Origin of the sequence: Oerskovia sp. NPDC060338 (assembly GCF_042726295.1) — a bacterium.
GTDB lineage: Bacteria > Actinomycetota > Actinomycetes > Actinomycetales > Cellulomonadaceae > Oerskovia > Oerskovia merdavium.
Genome location: NZ_JBHXCQ010000007.1, coordinates 217,475 through 235,524, shown reverse-complemented (window position 1 = coordinate 235,524; position 18,050 = coordinate 217,475). Strand labels below are relative to the sequence as shown.

The 18,050-nt window shown below is 72.0% G+C and carries 18 protein-coding genes; 1 reads left to right on the top strand and 17 read right to left on the bottom strand.

All coding sequences use genetic code 11. The features are described 5' to 3' along the window. Positions 1 to 36: 36 nt before the first annotated feature. A complete protein-coding gene (locus tag ACFWGN_RS10880; protein WP_377616854.1) occupies positions 37 to 3,045 on the top strand; it encodes a glycoside hydrolase family 3 C-terminal domain-containing protein in 3,009 nt (1,002 codons plus the stop codon). Positions 3,046 to 3,067: 22 nt separating this feature from the next. Here ACFWGN_RS10880 and ACFWGN_RS10875 read toward each other — a convergent pair whose 3' ends face one another. The 17 genes from ACFWGN_RS10875 to ACFWGN_RS10795 all read right to left on the bottom strand — a co-directional run bounded on the left by ACFWGN_RS10875 (position 3,068) and on the right by ACFWGN_RS10795 (position 18,048). Further along, the gene (locus ACFWGN_RS10875; protein WP_377616853.1) at positions 3,068 to 4,366 is read right to left on the bottom strand and encodes an N-acetylglucosamine-6-phosphate deacetylase; all 1,299 of its coding nucleotides are present in this window, start codon (positions 4,364 to 4,366) and stop codon (positions 3,068 to 3,070) included. An 85-nt stretch (positions 4,367 to 4,451) separates the two neighbouring features. Next, on the bottom strand, positions 4,452 to 4,976 hold the full coding sequence (locus ACFWGN_RS10870; RefSeq protein WP_377616852.1) for a DUF1990 family protein: 525 nt from the start codon (positions 4,974 to 4,976) through the stop codon (positions 4,452 to 4,454). Beyond that, entirely contained in the window at positions 4,973 to 5,962 is a 990-nt protein-coding gene (locus ACFWGN_RS10865) for a YndJ family protein (protein ID WP_377616851.1), read from the bottom strand. Before ACFWGN_RS10865 ends, ACFWGN_RS10870 begins: the two co-directional genes overlap by 4 nt. A gap of 1 nt (position 5,963) precedes the next feature. Then, positions 5,964 to 6,626, bottom strand: coding sequence for a TetR family transcriptional regulator (locus ACFWGN_RS10860; RefSeq protein ID WP_377616850.1), 663 nt, complete (start codon positions 6,624 to 6,626; stop codon positions 5,964 to 5,966). Positions 6,627 to 6,723: 97 nt separating this feature from the next. After that, positions 6,724 to 7,419 (bottom strand): endonuclease NucS, encoded by a 696-nt coding sequence (gene nucS / locus ACFWGN_RS10855; protein WP_056646199.1) that lies wholly within the window; start codon positions 7,417 to 7,419, stop codon positions 6,724 to 6,726. A 195-nt stretch (positions 7,420 to 7,614) separates the two neighbouring features. Continuing rightward, entirely contained in the window at positions 7,615 to 8,031 is a 417-nt protein-coding gene (locus tag ACFWGN_RS10850; RefSeq protein ID WP_191799999.1) for a DUF2550 domain-containing protein, read from the bottom strand. 18 nt (positions 8,032 to 8,049) lie between these two features. Further along, on the bottom strand, positions 8,050 to 8,334 hold the full coding sequence (locus tag ACFWGN_RS10845; RefSeq protein WP_056646193.1) for a F0F1 ATP synthase subunit epsilon: 285 nt from the start codon (positions 8,332 to 8,334) through the stop codon (positions 8,050 to 8,052). 88 nt (positions 8,335 to 8,422) lie between these two features. Continuing rightward, complete coding sequence (atpD, locus tag ACFWGN_RS10840; protein WP_191800002.1) at positions 8,423 to 9,904, bottom strand: F0F1 ATP synthase subunit beta; 1,482 nt, start codon at positions 9,902 to 9,904, stop codon at positions 8,423 to 8,425. Between the two features lie 85 nt (positions 9,905 to 9,989). After that, positions 9,990 to 10,886, bottom strand: coding sequence for a F0F1 ATP synthase subunit gamma (locus tag ACFWGN_RS10835; RefSeq protein ID WP_056646186.1), 897 nt, complete (start codon positions 10,884 to 10,886; stop codon positions 9,990 to 9,992). 1 nt (position 10,887) lies between these two features. Next, positions 10,888 to 12,519, bottom strand: coding sequence for a F0F1 ATP synthase subunit alpha (atpA, locus tag ACFWGN_RS10830; RefSeq protein WP_377616849.1), 1,632 nt, complete (start codon positions 12,517 to 12,519; stop codon positions 10,888 to 10,890). Positions 12,520 to 12,653: 134 nt separating this feature from the next. After that, positions 12,654 to 13,469 (bottom strand): F0F1 ATP synthase subunit delta, encoded by an 816-nt coding sequence (locus tag ACFWGN_RS10825; RefSeq protein ID WP_377616848.1) that lies wholly within the window; start codon positions 13,467 to 13,469, stop codon positions 12,654 to 12,656. Then, positions 13,469 to 14,062, bottom strand: a complete 594-nt coding sequence (locus tag ACFWGN_RS10820; protein WP_377616847.1) for a F0F1 ATP synthase subunit B — start codon at positions 14,060 to 14,062, stop codon at positions 13,469 to 13,471. Before ACFWGN_RS10820 ends, ACFWGN_RS10825 begins: the two co-directional genes overlap by 1 nt. After that, complete coding sequence (gene atpE, locus ACFWGN_RS10815) at positions 14,062 to 14,289, bottom strand: ATP synthase F0 subunit C (protein WP_030149959.1); 228 nt, start codon at positions 14,287 to 14,289, stop codon at positions 14,062 to 14,064. The genes ACFWGN_RS10820 and atpE overlap by 1 nt, the downstream gene beginning before the upstream one ends. Before the next feature lie 117 nt (positions 14,290 to 14,406). Continuing rightward, the gene (gene atpB, locus ACFWGN_RS10810; RefSeq protein WP_377616865.1) at positions 14,407 to 15,153 is read right to left on the bottom strand and encodes a F0F1 ATP synthase subunit A; all 747 of its coding nucleotides are present in this window, start codon (positions 15,151 to 15,153) and stop codon (positions 14,407 to 14,409) included. 290 nt (positions 15,154 to 15,443) lie between these two features. After that, a complete protein-coding gene (locus tag ACFWGN_RS10805; RefSeq protein WP_377616846.1) occupies positions 15,444 to 15,950 on the bottom strand; it encodes a hypothetical protein in 507 nt (168 codons plus the stop codon). Beyond that, a complete protein-coding gene (locus ACFWGN_RS10800; RefSeq protein WP_377616845.1) occupies positions 15,947 to 17,236 on the bottom strand; it encodes an MraY family glycosyltransferase in 1,290 nt (429 codons plus the stop codon). Before ACFWGN_RS10800 ends, ACFWGN_RS10805 begins: the two co-directional genes overlap by 4 nt. After that, positions 17,233 to 18,048: an L-threonylcarbamoyladenylate synthase gene (locus tag ACFWGN_RS10795; RefSeq protein ID WP_377616844.1), complete on the bottom strand. Its 816-nt coding sequence runs from the start codon at positions 18,046 to 18,048 to the stop codon at positions 17,233 to 17,235. Before ACFWGN_RS10795 ends, ACFWGN_RS10800 begins: the two co-directional genes overlap by 4 nt. Between the last annotated feature and the right edge of the window lie 2 nt (positions 18,049 to 18,050).

The following is an 18,050-nucleotide window of genomic DNA, read 5'->3' as shown; positions in this document are numbered from 1 at the left end:
GGTTCATTGTCGAACCGTTTCGAAGAACGAGGAGCCATGCACTCTCTCCACGACGCCCCCGACCTGGCCCAGGACGCCCCTGATCTCGACCCCGTCGAGGTCCGGGCCGGCGCGGTCCTCGCGCTCCTGACGCTCGACGAGAAGATCGCCATGCTGCACCAGGCGGCCCCGGCCGTCGAGCGGCTGGGCCTCGCCCCGTTCCGCACCGGCACCGAGGCCCTGCACGGGGTCTCGTGGCTCGGCACCGCGACGGTCTTCCCCCAGCCCGTGGGGCTCGCGGCCTCGTGGGACGAGGACCTGCTCACCCGCGTGGGCGACGCGGTCGCGACCGAGGTCCGGGCCAAGCACGCGGCCGACCCCACGGTGAGCCTCAACGTCTGGGCACCGGTCGTGAACCCGCTGCGCCACCCCCTCTGGGGCCGCGGCGAGGAGGGGTTCTCCGAGGATCCTCACCTGACCGCAGAGCTCGCGACGGCCTACGCCCGGGGGCTGCGCGGCACGCACCCGACGGTCTGGAAGACCGTGCCGACGCTCAAGCACTTCCTCGGCTACTCGAACGAGGTCGACCGGTCGGTCACGAGCTCGCACCTCCCACCCCAGGCGCTGCGCGAGTACGAGCTCCCCGCCTATCGGGGCGCGGTCGCCTCCGGCGCGGTCGGAGCCGTCATGCCGTCCTACAACCTCGTCAACGGGCGTCCCAACCACGTCGCCCGCGAGCTCCTGGACGAGCTGCGGGGCTGGGCCCCGGGCTCGATCGCGGTGGTCTCCGACGCCGCGGCCCCCACCAACCTGGTCGAGTCCGAGCGCTACTTCCCGACGCACACCGCGTCGCACGCCGCCGCGCTGCGGGCCGGCGTCGACTCGTTCACCGACAACGACGCCGACCCCCGCCTCACGGTCGAGCGCGTCACGACGGCGCTCGCCGCCGGCCTGGTCAGCGAGGCCGACGTCGACCGCGCGGTCCTGCGCCTCCTCGTCCTGCGCGCCCGGACGGGCGAGCTCTCCCCACCCGACCAGGACCCTTACCGGTCGATCGGCCCCGACGCGATCGACCTGCCCCAGCACCGAGCGCTCGCGCGCGAGGCGGTCGCGCGCGGCGTCGTCGTGCTCTCGAACCGCGGGGCGCTGCCGCTCCCTGCCGCCCCGACCCGGGTCGCGGTCGTCGGCCCCCACGCCGACCGGGTGGTCCACGACTGGTACTCGGGCACACCGCCGTACACCACGTCGATCGCCGCAGCTCTCGTCGCGCGCTACCCGGGAGCGGAGGTCCTCGTCGCCGACGGCGCCGACCGGGTCGCGCTGCGCTCCCGCTCGACGGGTGCGTACGTCGAGGTGAGCGACGACGCGTCGGTCCTGACCGCGACGTCCCCGACCTCGACGCGCAGCACCCACCTCGACGTGACCGACTGGGGTGAGGGGGTCCTGACGCTGCGCTCGGTCGCGAGCGGCCGCCTGCTCACCGGGTCCTCGTGGATCCTCGCGGCGGACGCCGAGCGGATCGGCGGCTGGGTCGCGCAGGAGACCTTCCGCTCGCACCGCCACGCCGACGGGTCCTGGTCGCTCCAGCACGTCGGGAGCCGCCGGTGGGTGCGCGTCCAGCACGGCAGCGGCCTGCTGGTCGCCGACGCCGACGACGCTGCGGCCGCCGAGCGGTTCACGGTGCGGACCGTGCGGGCCGGCGCCCCGGAGGTCGCCCGGGTCGCCGCGGAGGCCGACGTCGTCCTCGTCGCGGTGGGCAACGACCCGCACGTGCTGGGCCGGGAGACCGAGGACCGCCCGCACCTCGACCTGCCCACGGGCGCGCAGGAGATCTGGAAGGTCGCGCACGAGTCGGGTCGACCCGCCGTGCTCGTGGTCGTCTCGAGCTACCCCTACGCCCTGGGGTCCGTCGCCGACGAGGCCGCCGCGGTCGTGTGGACGTCGCACGGCGGGCAGGAGCTGGGTCCGGGACTCGTCGACGTGCTCTCGGGCGACCTCGAGCCGACCGGACGCCTCGCGCAGACGTGGTGGCGAGAGACCCGGGACGCGGGCGAGATCCTCGACTACGACGTCGTGTCGGCCGGCACGACCTACTGGTACAGCGACGCCGACCCCCTGTACGCGTTCGGGCACGGCCTGTCCTGGTCCACGGTCGCGTACGACGCGATCACGCTCTCGACCCCCGAGCTCCCGTCCGCGACCGGGACGACCCCCGAGGAGGTGACCGCCCGGGTCGCGCCCCTGACCGCGACCGTGCGCCTGCGCAACACGGGGGCCCGACCGGTCGACGAGCTCGTGGCCCTGTACGGGGTCACCTGGGACCTGCCGGTGGCCGCGCCACGCCGTCGCCTCGTGGCCCGCACCCGGGTCCACCTCGCGCCGGGCGAGGCCGCGAGCGTCGACCTCGCGATCGACGTCTCGCGGCTCGCCGTCTGGGACGTGGGCGTGAGCACGCAGGGTCCGGGCACGTCGACGCCCGGGGCCTTTCACCTCCAGCCGGGCGGCTACGAGATCGGCACGGGGCCGTCGAGCGTCGATCTCCCGGTCCGCGCTCCCCTGCGGGTCACGGGCACACCACGCCCCGCCCGCCCCCTCGACGGGGTGACGCTCCTCGCTCACGGGTTCGACGCGTACGACGGCGTGCTCACGAGCGACCGCACCCCCGAGGAGGGCTCGGCGATCGAGGTCGCGGCCGGCCGGACGTCGGGCTGGGCGCGCTACGACGGCCTCGTGCTCGACGGCGGGCCGCGCGCGACGTTGTCGGTCGCCTCGACGACCGGGCCCCGTACGGGCCACGCGCCCGGTGCGGGCGGGGACGGGCCGGGCTCCGGCGCCGGCGGCCCGGGGACACCGGACGGCCCGTCCGTGGGGACCGTCGAGCTCCTGGTCCGTCGCGCCGGGGACCGCGCCGGCACCTGGGAGCCCGTGGGCCGGGTCGAGGTCGGGGCGTCGGGCCGCTACTCGTGGCGGGACGCCGCCCTCGACGTCCCGGACACGATCACGGGCGCCGTGGACCTCCTCGCCCGGGTCGAGGGCGCCGCACGGCTCGCCTCGATCCGGTTCTGAGGCGAGCAGCGACCGGCTCCGGTCAGACGACCGGCAGGCCCCCACGCCACACCGCGAGCGGCGTCAGGTCGGCGTCGGTCACGACGACGTCGGCACGGCGCCCGGCCTCGAGCGCTCCGATGTCCGAGCGCCCCAGGACGCCTGCGGGCGTGTACGAGGCGGCCTTGACCGCGTCGACGAGCGGGATGCCGAACCCGGTCGTCGCCCGCACCACGTCGAGCAGGTGGAACGTGCCGCCCGCGATCGACCCCTCGGGCGTGCCGTCGTCGAGCCGTGCGACGCCGTCGGCGACCGTCACGGCCATGGGGCCGAGCTGGTAGGTGCCGTCCGCCATGCCTGCGGCGGCCATCGCGTCGGTGACGAGCACGATCGCGTCGGGCCCGACGAGCTCGAACACGCTGCGCACGGTCCCGGCCGCGAGGTGGGTGCCGTCGGCCACGAGCTCGACCACGAGCTCACCGCGCGCCGCGGCCGCCAGGCATGCTGCGATGGGGCCCGGCGCCCGGTGGTGCAGGGGCCGCATGCCGTTGAACAGGTGCGTCGCGGTCAGGCGCGGCGCCGGACCGACGGGCTCGCCCGCCGCGGCCTGCGCCGCCCGGCGCGCCGCGAGGGCCGCGACCCCCTCGGCGATCGCGGCGTCGGTCTGCTCGGACGAGGCGTCGGTGTGCCCGATCGAGGGGACCGCACCGACCTCGACGAGCGTCTCGACGACGCCCCCGGGACCCGTGTTGCCCGGGACCTCGGGCGCGAACGTCATGGTGCGGAAGTGTCCGCGCCCGGCCTCGGCGATGGCCCGCACCAGCTCGGCGTCCCCCGCGAGCATGTCGTGCGGGTTCTGCGCCCCGCAGCGCACCTCCGACAGGAACGGACCTTCGAGGTGGATGCCCGCGATCTCGCCCGCGTCACCCAGGTCGGCGAGCGTCGCGACCCGGCGCAGGAGCGTCTCGCGCTCGGCCGTCACGAGCGAGGCGACCAGGCTCGTGGTCCCGTGGCGCCGGTGCTCGCGCACCGCGACGAGCGCCTGCTCGGCGTCCTCGGCGTCCGGGAAGCTCGCGCCGCCCCCACCGTGGTTGTGCAGCTCGACGAGCCCGGGCAGGACGACCTGACCGTCGACCGGAGCCTCGGCCGCCTCGACCTCGACGCCGTACCCGGCGGCTGCGGCGTCCCGGCGGTCGCCGACCCACGCGATCGTCGCCCCGTCGAGGACGACGACGCCGTCCTCGACGACCTCCTGCGGGGTGACCACGCGCCCACGCAGTGCGGAGCGCGCGGCTCCGGCGGACGACGGGACGGTGGGCTGCGGGGAGGCGTTCGACGTCATGTCCTCATTCTTGCGCACTTCGTTCGGACGACGCACGAATGGTCACGGTGCCCACCGCGGAGCGGTCGAGGGCCGAGACGACGGCTCATCCGTCGCGCAGGAGCCGACGCGCCGCCCGGGCGAGGTGCGCGATGTACAGGCGCTGGAAGGTCGGGACGAACGGGCGCAGCGCCGAGACCCAGCGTGCCGCGGGGTTGCTGAAGACGTCCACCACGAACCACACGTCCCCGGCTGCGTCCCGCTCGAGCACGAACGCCTCCTCCCCCACGAACACGTGCCCGGGGAGCGTCCCGTAGCCGAACCCGATGCGCTGCTCCTCGCGCTCGACCCACACGATCTCGCAGGGCTCGTTCAGCCGCACCCTCCCCACCCCGAGCTGCGTGACGACCCGCCCACCGGGCTCGGCGACCGGGGCCGACGTCTCGATCCGCACGCGCGCCGCCGCGTGCACCTGCCAGGTCAGGAGCTGCTCGCCCAGGCGCCCGAGCTCCGCGACCGAGCACGGGCGCTCGGACAGCCGGTGGCGCAGGCGGAGGTGGGCGTAGCCCGGGGGCAGCTCCGCGGCGCGCGTCGCGCCCACCTCGGGGTAGGTCGTCCGGCTCTGCGTCATGCCTGTCTCCGTCCTGGGGTCCTGCTGGGTCTGTGTGGCCGGGTGGCTGTTCCTTGCAGCGCGGGGCCGCCGGGCTTCGAGCGCCCGAGCCGCCGCCCCGGCGCGCCCCGGACCGTCCGGAGCCCCAGCAGCGTGCACAGCGCGAACCCGACCGCGTTGGCCACGCCGTGCATCGCGGCCATCTGCCCGATGCGCGGGTGCGGCAGCCCGGTCGCCTCACCCACGGCCCACCACACCGCGAGCAGCATCGAGCACGCCACCGCGACGGATCCGGCGACGAGCAGTCTGCGTGCCCAGCCCCGTGCCGCAAGCCCGAGGACGGCCCACGCGGTGCACCACAGCGCCCCCGTGAGCACGAGCGCACCCGCCAGCTCGGCCACGTCGCCCACGAAGTAGCCCACGAGGACCAGTCCCGTGCCGACCGGGACGCCCCACGCGCCGGCGCGTGCGGCGCGGCTCCGGGTTCGGGTTCGGCCGCGGTCCCGGCTCACCATGTGCTCGGGAGAACCGGGAGAGCGAGACTCGTCGATCCCGACGACGAGCCCCGCGACCAGGGCCGCCGCGAAACCCGCGAAGAGCATGTGCGGGACGGTCAGCGCGAGATAGGTCCCCGAGAAGCCGAGCAGACCCCAGCCCCCGCGATCGGCGAGCATCGCAGCGGCACCGACGCTCGGCAGGGCGAGCGCCACGCCCACGGCGAGCCGCACGGCGAGCGGTCGCGGCGCCGTCGGGCCGGGAAGGGCCCCGCGGACCGCGGCCACGAGCAGGACCGCCGATCCCCCGAGGAAGGGGACCGTCGCGAGCTGCGCAGCCGGGCCGTGCGGGAGCCAGGCTCCCGCGGCCGCGGCGGCCCCGGCCACAGGCCACCACGGACCGCCCGCCCCGGGCACGACGCGCGACCCGAGCAGCGACAGCCCGAGCGGGAGGACCACGACGAGCCCGAGCGCGACCACGAGGTCGACGAGCAGGGCCGTCGCCGGGGACACCTCAGCCTCGCAGGGACGAGGTCAGGCGCAGGACGTCGTCGACGACCCCGCGCGCGACGGGCAGGCGCGACAGGCGCACGAGCTTCCCCACGACGGGGCTCGCCCCGGCGACCAGGCGCCGCGTGCGCGCCGTGCCCGACGACGAGTCCTGGACCCAGAAGAGCGTCACCCCGAGCTGGGCGAACCAGAGCAGCTCGGGAAGCTGTGCCCGCAAGGTGGGCGGCACCGCGGGCGAGGCCCCGGCCACGAGGTCCTCGAAGATCCCGAGCGAGAGCTCGCGGGCCTCGCGGGACGCCTCGCTGAACGGGTTGGCGGCCGCACCCGGCCGGATCGCGACCGAGACGAACTCCGCACCGAACGAGTGGTACGGCGCGAAGACGTCGACCGACGCGTCGAGCACGCGCCGCAGCCGCTCGGCGAGAGAACCACCCTGCGCGAGGATCTCGTCGGCAGCGGCCCGGTGGGCGCGCAGGACGTCGAGGTACAGCTCCTGGACCAGGTGGTCCTTGGACGGGAAGTAGTAGTAGGCGTTGCCCGTGCTCACGCCCGCCGCCACCGCGATGGCCCGCATGGTCGTGGCCTCGTACCCCTGCTCGCGCAGCATCGTGAGGGCCACCCCGAGGACCTTGGCCCGGGTCTCCTCCGACTTGGGCGTGGGGCTCACGGGGCCGCCTCGGTCGTGGTGCCGGAGGATTTTTTGAACATGTTCAAAAATCTAGCACGAGAGAAGCCCGCACGCGGGCGGGCGTGCGGGCTCCGGGTCAGAAGAGGCGCGAGTCCACGTCGTCGACCCCGCGCATCGCGTCGTAGTCCAGGACCAGGCAACCGATCCCCCGGTCCGTCGCCAGGACCCGCGCCTGAGGCTTGATCTCCTGCGCCGCGAACACTCCGCGCACCGGGGCCAGCAGCGGGTCGCGGTTCAGCAGGTCGAGGTAGCGGGTGAGCTGCTCGACGCCGTCGATGTCACCGCGGCGCTTGATCTCGACCGCGACCGTCGCGCCGTCCTTGTCGCGGGCCAGGATGTCGACCGGACCGATCGCCGTGGGGTACTCCCGGCGGATCAGGGTGTGCCCCGTGCCGAGGAGCTGGATCTGTGCCGCGAGCATCTCCTGCAGGTGGGCCTCGACGCCGTCCTTGATGAGACCCGGGTCGATGCCGAGGTCGTGGGCCGAGTCGTGCAGCACCTCGTGCAGCTCGATCTCGAGGCGGTCGTCGCTCTTGGCGTGCTGCACGGCCCACACCTGGGTCACGCCGCGCTCCCGTGCCGTCTCGTCGGGCTCGGTGACCGCCATGGAGCACGGAGGGCTCATCCAGTTGAGCGGCTTGTACGAGCCGCCGTCCGAGTGGAGGAGCACGCTGCCGTCGGCCTTGACGAGCAGCACACGGGTCGCGAGCGGGAGATGGGCCGAGAGCCGACCGGTGTAGTGGGCCGAGCACTGGGCAACCACGAGACGCACGAAGAACTCCTCAGACCGGGATGGTGCAAGACCGGGGACGACGACGGAGAGCGACGCTTGCGCAGCGCCGACCGGGGGACGAGCGGGTGGGGCGGCCTCCCCTGGGGGGCGGCGCCGGGGACGGACGGGCGGGTCGGTGCTGGCCGGGAGGACGGACAGGCCGTCGCGGCGGACGAGCAGGCTGCCGACAGAGCCTCAGACGACCACACCGCGGCGCCCGGGCGGGGCCGCCTCGAGCCACGATGCCAGACCCGCGTAGGCACCGCTCGACATGAGCAGCTCGAACCGCATGCCCTCGTACGAGCACTCGACCAGGAAGAGGTCGCGCTCAGGGGCCTCGACGGGGCGGCGGGACACGATCACGAGGTCCTGGCGGCGCCAGGACCTCGCAGGGCGCAGGGACAGGGACCAGCAGCGCCACCAGTCGATGCGACCGACGCCGTAGTGCGCGATGCCGAGCGACCAGGAGGCCTGCTCGGCCCCCGCCGGGCGGGCGCTGCACTCGAACGAGCCCACCCGGTGGGCGATGGCCCGAAGACGCAACGCTCCCAGCCCGACCACGACCAGGACAACCAGAAGGAGTCCGATCGCGATCCAGGCGGGGAGCGGCACGTGTGCTACCTGGTCCCGTCAGTGGCCGGAGACGGCCGAGGCGTCGAGCACCTCGGCGTCGTCGACCACGAGCATGACCTGGTTGGAGTCCACCGAGAGGAAGCCACCGGTGACCTTGACGGCGATCTTCTCGCCGGAGACCCCGGTGATCCGGACGGTGCCCGCCTCCAGGACGGACAGGACCGGTGAGTGGTCCGCGAGGATCCCGATCTCACCGTCGGCGGCCGGCGCGCTCACAGCGCGCGCGGTCCCGGACCAGATCTTGCGGTCCGCCGCCACGAGGTCGACGTTCAGTTGTGCCACTTGAACTCCTTCATGTCGGTGCACGGGTCTGACGAAGCGCGCCGCGTGCTCGGCCGGTGGGCCGAGCGCGCGGCGCGCTCACGTCGAATCAGACGCCGTACTCCTTCTGGATGCGGGCCCAGTTGCGCTCGAGGTCCTCGAGGCCACCGATGTTGAAGAACGCCTGCTCCGAGATGTGGTCGAACTCGCCGTCCGCGATCTTCTTGAACGCCTCGATGGTCTCCGTCAGCGGAACCGTCGAACCCACGACACCCGTGAACTTCTCGGCCATGTAGGTGTTCTGCGAGAGGAACTGCTGGATGCGGCGCGCACGCGCCACGACCGTCTTGTCCTCCTCGGAGAGCTCGTCCACACCGAGGATCGCGATGATGTCCTGGAGCTCCTTGTTGCGCTGCAGGATCGACTTGACGCGCGTCGCGACGTCGTAGTGCTCCTGGCCCACGTACCGCGGGTCGAGGATGCGCGACGACGAGGTCAGCGGGTCGATCGCCGGGTACAGACCCTTCGAGGCGATCTCTCGCGAGAGCTCGGTGGTCGCGTCCAGGTGGGCGAACGTCGTCGCAGGCGCCGGGTCGGTGTAGTCGTCGGCAGGGACGTAGATCGCCTGGAGCGACGTGATCGAGTGACCACGCGTCGAGGTGATGCGCTCCTGGAGCAGACCCATCTCGTCGGCCAGGTTCGGCTGGTAGCCCACCGCGGAGGGCATGCGCCCGAGCAGCGTGGAGACCTCGGAACCGGCCTGCGTGAAGCGGAAGATGTTGTCGATGAAGAGCAGCACGTCCTGCTTCTGGACGTCACGGAAATACTCCGCCATGGTGAGCGCGGAGAGCGCGACGCGAAGACGCGTGCCCGGCGGCTCGTCCATCTGGCCGAAGACGAGTGCCGTCTTGTCGAAGACGCCCGCCTCCTCCATCTCGACGATCAGGTCGTTGCCCTCACGCGTGCGCTCGCCGACACCGGCGAACACCGAGACACCACCGTGGTTCTGCGCCACACGCTGGATCATCTCCTGGATGAGGACCGTCTTGCCGACGCCCGCACCACCGAAGAGGCCGATCTTCCCACCCTGCACGTACGGCGTCAGGAGGTCGATCGACTTGATGCCGGTCTCGAACATGTTGGTCTTCGACTCGAGCTGGTCGAATGCCGGGGGCTTGCGGTGGATGGGCCAGCGCTCGGTGATCTCGAGCTTCTCGCCCTCCGCGAGGTTGAGCACGTCACCGGTCACGTTGAACACGTGGCCCTTGGTGATGTCGCCGACGGGGACGCTGATCGGCGCACCGGTGTCGGTGACGACCGCGCCACGGACCAGGCCGTCGGTCGGCTTGAGGGCGATCGCACGGATGAGCGAGTCACCCAGGTGCTGTGCGACCTCGAGGGTCAGTCGGAAGGACTTCTCCCCCTCGCCCTGACCGGACAGGTCGATGTCCACGGTCAGTGCGTTGTAGATCTCGGGGATGGCGTCGGACGGGAACTCGATGTCGACGACGGGGCCGATCACGCGGGCGACACGGCCCACGCCGGGTCCGCTCTGGTGCTCGACCTGGGCTTCCACGGTGGTGGCGGTCATTACTGGCCTCGCTTCGCAGGGCCGGAGAGAGCTCCGGCAGGTTCGGTGCAGGTGATGGAGATCGACGTGTTCGTCGTGCGGTACCTCACGACGCCGCCAGGGCGTCGGCACCCGAGACGATCTCGCTGATCTCCTGGGTGATGTCGGCCTGTCGTGCCTGGTTCGCAAGTCGCGTGTACATGCGGACCAGGTCCTCGGCGTTGTCCGTCGCGGTGTGCATCGCGCGCTGGCGGGCAGCCAGCTCCGACGCGGCCGCCTGCAGGAGGCAGCTGTAGATGCGGCTGCGCACGTAGCGCGGCAGCAGTGCGTCGAGGACGGCCTCGGACGAGGGCTCGAAGTCGTAGAGCGGGAGCACGTCGTGCTGGCCCGCGGGAGCGACACCCTCGACGACCTCGAGAGGGAGCATCCGCACGACCCGGGGGCGCTGCGTCACCATGTTCACGAACTGCGTGTACACGATGTGCAGCTCGCCGACGCCACCCTCGTCCGCGGGGGCGAGGAACGCCTCCAGCAGGGTGTCGGCGATGTCGCGGGCGACGTCCGCCGTGGGTGCGTCCGAACCGCCGGTCCAGGACTGGGCGAGCTCACGGTGACGGAACGTGTAGTAGGTCACCGCGCGACGCCCGGCGGCGTAGAGAGCGACCTCCTTGCCCTCGTGCGTGAGGCGCTCGACGAGGCGCTCCGTCTCGCGGATGATCGACGCCGAGTAGGCGCCGGCCATGCCGCGGTCCGAGGCGACCACGAGCACCGCGACACGGTTAGTGTCGGTGCGCTCGGACGTCAGCGGGTGCCGTGTCGTCGAGTGCGTCGCGACCGCCGAGACGGCCTGCGTGATCGCCTGGGCGTACGGGCCGGCCTCGGCGGACCGGGCGCGAGCGCGCCCGATCCTCGACGCCGCGATGAGCTCCTGCGCGCGGAACATCTTCTTCAGGGACTGCGTCGACTTGATCCGCTGCTTGTAGACGCGCTGGGATCCGGCCATGTCAGGACTTCTTCTGCCGGACGATCTGCTCCTGCTCGACGACGACGCCCTCTTCCTCGTCAGCCTCTCCGCCGACGAGCGGCGAACCGTCGCCCTTGAGGAAGCCGTTGCGGAAGTCGTCGACGCCCTGAGCGAGCGCGGACTCGACCTCGTCCGAGAGCTTGCCGGTCGAGGCGATCGTGCCGAGCACGTCCGTGTTGCGGCGCAGGTGGTCGAGCAGCTCGCTCTCGAAGCGGCGAACGTCCTCGAGCGGCACGTCGTCCAGCTTGCCCTTGGTGCCGGCCCAGATCGAGGCGACCTGGTCCTCGACCGGGTACGGCGAGTACTGACCCTGCTTGAGGAGCTCCATGAGGCGAGCACCACGGGTCAGCTGGCCGCGCGAGGCAGCGTCGAGGTCCGAGGCGAACATCGCGAAGGCCTCGAGCGAGCGGTACTGGGCGAGCTCGAGCTTGAGCGTGCCGGAGACCTGCTTCATGGCCTTGACCTGTGCGGCACCGCCGACTCGGGAGACCGAGATACCGACGTCGACCGCGGGGCGCTGGTCCGCGTTGAAGAGGTCCGACTGGAGGAAGATCTGGCCGTCGGTGATCGAGATGACGTTGGTCGGGATGTACGCCGACACGTCGTTCGCCTTGGTCTCGATGACGGGCAGGCCCGTCATGGAGCCGGCACCCAGCTCGTCCGAGAGCTTCGCACAACGCTCGAGCAGACGGGAGTGCAGGTAGAAGACGTCACCGGGGTACGCCTCGCGGCCCGGCGGGCGACGGAGGAGCAGCGACACGGCACGGTAGGCCTCGGCCTGCTTCGACAGGTCGTCGAACACGATGAGGACGTGCTTGCCGCCGTACATCCAGTGCTGGCCGATGGCCGAGCCGGTGTAGGGCGCGAGGTACTTGAAGCCTGCCGGGTCGGAGGCGGGAGCCGCGACGATCGTCGTGTACTCGAGCGCTCCGGCCTCTTCCAGCGCGCCGCGGACGGCGGCGATGGTCGAGCCCTTCTGGCCGATCGCGACGTAGATGCAGCGGACCTGCTTGGTCGGGTCGCCGGTCTCCCAGTTCGCCTTCTGGTTGATGATCGTGTCGATCGCGATCGCGGTCTTGCCGGTCTGGCGGTCACCGATGATCAGCTGGCGCTGACCGCGGCCCACCGGGATCATCGAGTCGATCGCCTTGAGGCCGGTCTGCAGCGGCTCGTGGACCGACTTGCGGTCCATGACGCCGGGGGCCTGCAGCTCGAGGGCGCGGCGGCCCTCGGTCGCGATCTCACCGAGACCGTCGATCGGCTGGCCCAGCGGGTCGACGACGCGACCCAGGTAGCCGTCGCCGACGGCGACCGAGAGGACCTCGCCGGTCCGGCGGACCTCCTGGCCCTCCTCGATCCCGGTGAACTCACCCAGGACGACGACACCGATCTGGCGAACGTCCAAGTTCAGGGCAAGGCCGAGGGTGCCGTCCTCGAAGCACAGCAGCTCGTTGGCCATTGCGCCCGGAAGGCCTTCCACCTGGGCGATGCCGTCAGCGGCAAGGGTGACGCGACCGACTTCCTCGGTCACCGCACCCTGGGGCTCGTAGGACTTCACGAAGCTGTCCAGCGCGGCCCTGATCTCGTCGGGCCGGATCGTCAGCTCAGCCATTGCTCTTCTCCTGTCGTGGCCGCCCCGCGAGGTGCGGGAACGGTCGAACGTTCTTGTCAGTTCGCCGGCTCGGGAGCCGGCAGGGTGTCGACGACACCGGGGGCCGCGAGGACCTCAGTGTTCGGGCGAACAGGTCAGCTGACCAGTCGTCTGCGTGCATCGGCCAGGCGGGAGAGCACCGTCGAGTCGACGACGTCCGCTCCGACCTGGACGCGCAGGCCGCCGAGGACCTCGGGATCCACGGTGACGTTCAGCTGGACTGCCCGGCCGTACGCGCGCTCGAGGAGCGCGGACAGACGGTCCTGCTGTGCCTGGCTGAGCACCGCACCGGTCGTCACCGAGGCGACGAGACGACGACGACGCTGTGCGGCGACCTCCCCGAGCCACACGAGGGTGGCCACGAAGCGACGCCCACGGGGTGCGATGGTCGCGCGCTCCGCGAGGAACTGGGTGACCGGGTCGACCTTGCCCGCGAGCAGCGCGTCGACGAACGCCTTGCGACGAGCGGGGTCCGTGGAGGTCTCGGTGAGGACTCGACGTGCCTCTCGCTCGCCGACGAGCGACCGCGTGATGCGGAACAGCTCGTCCTCGACGCGCTCGAGGGCTCCGCGAGCCTCGGCCGAGGCCAGGATCGCGTCGACGCCGAGGTGCTCGACGGCGTCAGCGATGTCCGCGTCGTGCGCCCAGCGTCCCCGGGCGACGCCCGAGACGAGGTCGACCACACGGCCGTCGAAGCCCTCCCGGAGGAGGTCGGCGGCCAGGGCCGCCTTGTCCTCGCCCGACCGCGACGGGTCGGCGAGGGCGCGACGCAGGGGCACCGAGGCGTCCAGCGCCGCGGCGACGGTGAGGAGCTCCTCGCCCAGGGCGAAGGCTCCTTCGCCCGCCGCACGCAGCACCGGCTCGAAACGCTCCTGAGCCTGCGCGAGGGAGGCTCCGCTCGTCCCGCGCATCAGCCCTCCTTGCCGTTGGCCGCCGCGCTGGCAGCCCCGGCTCCCGCAGCCTCGAGCTCGTCGAGGAAGCGGTCCACGACACGCGACTGACGTGCGGAGTCCTCGAGGGACTCGCCGACGATCTTCGACGCGAGCTGGGTCGCGAGCGTCCCGACGTCGTTGCGCAGCGACACCGACGCCTGCTGGCGCTCGGCCTCGATCTGACGGTGGGCCGTCTCGACGATGCGGGCGGCCTCCTCGCCGGCCTTGACCTTCTGGTCGGCCACGATGGCCGTGCCCTCGGCGCGCGCGTCCTCACGGATCTTCGCGGCCTCGGTACGAGCCTCCTGGAGCTGCTGGTGGTACTCCGCCAGCGCTGCCGCTGCCTCGGCCTGAGCGGACTCCGCCTTGGCCAGGCCACCCTCGATCTTGGCCGTGCGCTCGTCGAGCACCGCCTGGAACTTGGGAAGGACCATCTTGTAGAAGACGACCGCGATGATGATCAGGACGACCGCCGACCAGAAGAGGTCGTACATCGGCGGAAGGAACAGCTGGATGGGGTCGACCTCGCCAGACTCTGCGGCGAGGACCGCCTGGGGGCCGATGGTCGACATCAGAAGATGAAGCCAGCGACGAAGCCGAGCAGGGCGAGGATCTCGACGAAGGCCAGACCGATGAACATGGTGCCGCGGAGCTGGCCGGCGACCTCGGGCTGGCGGGCCATGCCCTCGACCGTCTTGCCGATCAGGATGCCGAGGCCGATGCCCGGGCCGATCGCGGCGATGCCGTAGCCGATGGTGTTGATGCTGCCTTCGACAGCGGCGAGGGTGGTGACGTCCACGGTGTTTCCTTCCGTTGGGCGCCCGGTCGTGCGAACGGGCGTCAGGTGCGTTGCGTCAGGTGGAGCTCAGGGACGGCGCCGACGCCGAGGCGGCGGAACCAGGGTCTGCGGTGCTGGTCAGTGCTCTTCTTCGATCGACATGTTGATGTAGACCGTGGCGAGGAGCGCGAAGATGTACGCCTGCAGGCCGGCGACGAAGACCTCGAAGAGGGTGATCGCGATGCCGCCGGCGAGCGTCAGCGCGCTGATCGCCTTGAGTGCCGGTGCGGCCTCGAGCAGCAGGAAGTTCGTGGCTGCGAAGCACAGGACCAGCATGATGTGGCCGGCGACCATGTTCGCGGTCAGTCGGATGACCAGCGAGGCCGGGCGGATGATCAGGAGCTGGAGCAGCTCGATCGGCGCCAGGATGAAGTAGATCGGGAACGGCACGCCCGGGGGGAACAGGTTCGCCCGGATGTAGCCCCACAGACCGTGCTGGCGGATGCCCGCGGCCCAGTAGGCCACGAAGACCCACAGGGCCAGGAGGATCGCCACGCCGGCGACCGAGGTGCCCGAGAGGTTCAGTCCGGGCACGACACCCGTCAGGTTGAACGCGAGGATCGTCACGAAGATCGTCGTGATCATCGGGACGTAGCGGCGAGCGCGCTCGGTCCCCATGATCTCCTCGACGATGTTCACGCGAGCGAAGTCGAGGACCATCTCGACGCCGTTCTGGAACCTGCCGGGCACGAGCTTGGCGCGCCGGGCCGCGATGAGGAAGATCGCCAGCACGACGATCGTCGCGATCACCCGGATGAGCTGCAACCGGTTGAACTCGAACGGGGTGCCGGCGAAGAGGATGGCGTCGGGGAAGAACTCACCGATCGTCGGCGCGTGGAAGCCGCCTTCGCCTTCTGCTGCGGCAACGAAGGGAGAGGGGGTCGCGAGCGTGAACAGGGTGGACTCCCAGTGGTCGTCGGTTTCCGGGGCCGTGCGCGGGCACGCCGTCGGACCAGGCCTTCATGGATTCGCCGATAGCCTAACGCATGTTCGGACCTTCACAGGTCACTCACGTCCCGCAGACCTGCGTGACGTGGGTCTAGGATGCCCCGGCGATGCCCGCGAGACGCGGGGCCGCGGGCATCCTGCGCCCGCGGCCCGGCGGGCTCGCGACGTCAGGACTTGGGCGTCACGTACGGGATGCGGCCACGGTCGACCGCGCGGTAGTCGAGCAGCGCCGAGCCGATCACTCCCACGAGGAGGACGACGGCGAAGACGACCCGGTCGTAGAACTCGTAGTTCCGCAGGACCGCGAGGACGATCCCGAGCAGCACGATCTTGACGAGCCAGCTGCCCAGCACCACGGCAGCCGTGGTCGTCGGGGTCGAGCGAGCCGTGCGCGCCATGGCGACGATCGTCGTCCCGGAGAACACGAGCGCGATCGCGACACCCATGAGCGCCCCCCACACGCCCGCCGTCCCCGCCAGGAGCGCGCCGAGCGCGACGCCCAGGACGAGCAGCCCGACGAGCAGGATCAGGGTGTCGCGCAGCGCGGTGCGGAACACGGCGCTCACCGCGTCACCGACCGCGTCGGCCGTGACCTCGCCGGGGCGGGCCTCCGAGGTCGGCTGCTCCTGCGGGGTCGTCGGGTCGTCGGCGCCGGGGGGCGTGGGAGTCGTCATCGGGAGGTTCCTTCAGGGTGGGCCGGGCCCGGACGGGCCGGTCGGTGATCAGGATCTGGTACGGGCGGGGCAGTGCTCGGCTCCGAGCCCGTGGCGGGGCTGCGGACGACGGGCGAGGCGCCGCTCGGCACCGCCGTGCGGCGCGGGACGGTCGTCGGGATGCCCTCGGGAGCAGTCACCGCGTCGTCGTCGAGGAACCGGCCACGGGTCCGCAGGGGTCCGAGCGTGAGCAGCAGCGCGATGACGATCGCCACGATCAGCCCGATCGCCACGGTCTCCGCGGGCCACCACACGAGCGTCACGGCACCGAACGCGAAGACCGCGGTCCACAGGTACATGATGATGACCGCGCGGCGGTGGGAGTGCCCCAGCGCGAGGAGCCGGTGGTGCAGGTGGAGCCGGTCCGGGTGGAAGGGCGACTTCCCCGTCCCGACACGGCGGAGCACCGCGAGGACCATGTCGAGCAGCGGGAGCAGGATCACGGCCAGGGGCAGCAGGATGGGGATGAGCGTGCGCTGCTTGCTCGGGTCGACCGCGACACCCGGGTCGATGTTGCCCGTGACGACGATGACCGCCGCGCCGAGCACGAGCCCCAGCACCATGGAGCCCGAGTCCCCCATGAAGATCCGGGCCGGGTAGAAGTTGTGCGGCAGGAACCCGAGGCAGATGCCGACGAGTCCAGCCATGACGAGCGTGGCGAGGTTCGAGTAGTCGGTGGGGCTCGCCGCGACGGTCAGGCTGTACGTGTAGACGAAGTACGCCGTGCCGCCGATCGCGATGAGCCCCGCGGCCAGCCCGTCGAGCCCGTCGACGAAGTTGACGGCGTTCATGACCACGACGACCACGAGCACCGTGACGATGAGCGAGAGCCGGGGAGAGCCGATCGTGAGCCCGCCGATGGGGAACGTCACGAGCTGCACGCCCTGCCAGGCGATGAAGAGCGCCGCGAGCACCTGGCCCGCGAGCTTGGTCATCCAGTCGAGGTCCCAGATGTCGTCGGCGACACCGAGCAGGCACACGATGACCGCACCGCCGACGATGGCCCACGCCTGCTGGTCGGTCGCGAAGACCCCGCTGAGGAAGGGCATCTGGGACGCGAACGTCACGGCGACCACGAGTCCCGCGGTCATCGCGAGCCCTCCCAGGCGCGCCGTCGGGACGGTGTGCACGTCGCGGTCGCGCACCGCCGTGATGGCGCCCGTCCTCGCGGCGACCCAGTAGGCGAGGGGCGTCAGCAGGTACGTGACCGCGGCCGCGATCAGGAGGACGAGCAGATAGACCCTCACCCGTCGTTCGCCTCCGGGTCGCTCGTCGTAGCGGTGGGGACGGTGTCTGTGGACGCTTCGGTCACGTCGCCGGTGGCGGTCGCGCCGTCCGTCGCCGCGACGTCGGCCGTCGCGCCGGCGTCGCCCGGCACCGGAGCCTGCGGCTCCTCGTCGGCCTCCTGGGGCTCCTCGCCGAGCCCGAGAACGGGCGCGATCTCACGCATGCGCTCGAGCGAGACGGCGCCCTCGCGCACGACGCGCAGGTGTGGGCCCGTCGCGTCGACGATGGTCGAGGCCACTCCCCCGGTCGCGTCGCCGCCGTCGAGGTAGACGGTGACCGAGTCCCCGAGCTGCTCCTGGGCCGTGGTCACGTCGAGCGCCGCGGGGCGACCCGTGGCATTCGCGCTCGAGACCGCGAGGGGTCCCGTGCGGCGCAGGAGCGCGAGGGCCGCGGGGTGGTCAGGCATGCGCAGCGCGACCGTCCCGTGCGTCTCCCCCAGGTCCCAGGCGAGCGAGGGCTGGGCGGGCAGGATGATGGTGAAGCCGCCGGGCCAGAACGTCTCGACGAGCGCGCGGGCGTCCGCGGACACGTCCGTCGCGAGGCCGTCGAGGGTCCGCGTGTCCGGGACCAGGACGGGCGGGGGCATCTGCCGTCCGCGTCCCTTCGCGGCGAGCAGGGCCGCGACGGCCTGGGCGTCGAACGCGTCGGCGCCGATCCCGTAGACGGTGTCGGTCGGCAGGACGATCAGCCCGCCGCGCGAGACGGCGTTCACCGCCTCGTCGATCGACGATCCCCAGGCGTTCGGGTCGGTGACGGGGTGCACAGAGCTCACGG

Coding starts and splice junctions, on each gene's coding strand:
- ACFWGN_RS10875 (WP_377616853.1), bottom strand. CDS start 4,366: ATGACGTCGAACGCCTCCCCGCAGCCCACCGTCCCGTCGTCCGCCGGA.
- ACFWGN_RS10880 (WP_377616854.1), top strand. CDS start 37: ATGCACTCTCTCCACGACGCCCCCGACCTGGCCCAGGACGCCCCTGAT.
- ACFWGN_RS10870 (WP_377616852.1), bottom strand. CDS start 4,976: ATGACGCAGAGCCGGACGACCTACCCCGAGGTGGGCGCGACGCGCGCC.
- ACFWGN_RS10835 (WP_056646186.1), bottom strand. CDS start 10,886: ATGGCCGGATCCCAGCGCGTCTACAAGCAGCGGATCAAGTCGACGCAG.
- atpA (WP_377616849.1), bottom strand. CDS start 12,519: ATGGCTGAGCTGACGATCCGGCCCGACGAGATCAGGGCCGCGCTGGAC.
- ACFWGN_RS10825 (WP_377616848.1), bottom strand. CDS start 13,469: ATGCGCGGGACGAGCGGAGCCTCCCTCGCGCAGGCTCAGGAGCGTTTC.
- atpD (WP_191800002.1), bottom strand. CDS start 9,904: ATGACCGCCACCACCGTGGAAGCCCAGGTCGAGCACCAGAGCGGACCC.
- ACFWGN_RS10805 (WP_377616846.1), bottom strand. CDS start 15,950: ATGACGACTCCCACGCCCCCCGGCGCCGACGACCCGACGACCCCGCAG.
- ACFWGN_RS10820 (WP_377616847.1), bottom strand. CDS start 14,062: ATGTCGACCATCGGCCCCCAGGCGGTCCTCGCCGCAGAGTCTGGCGAG.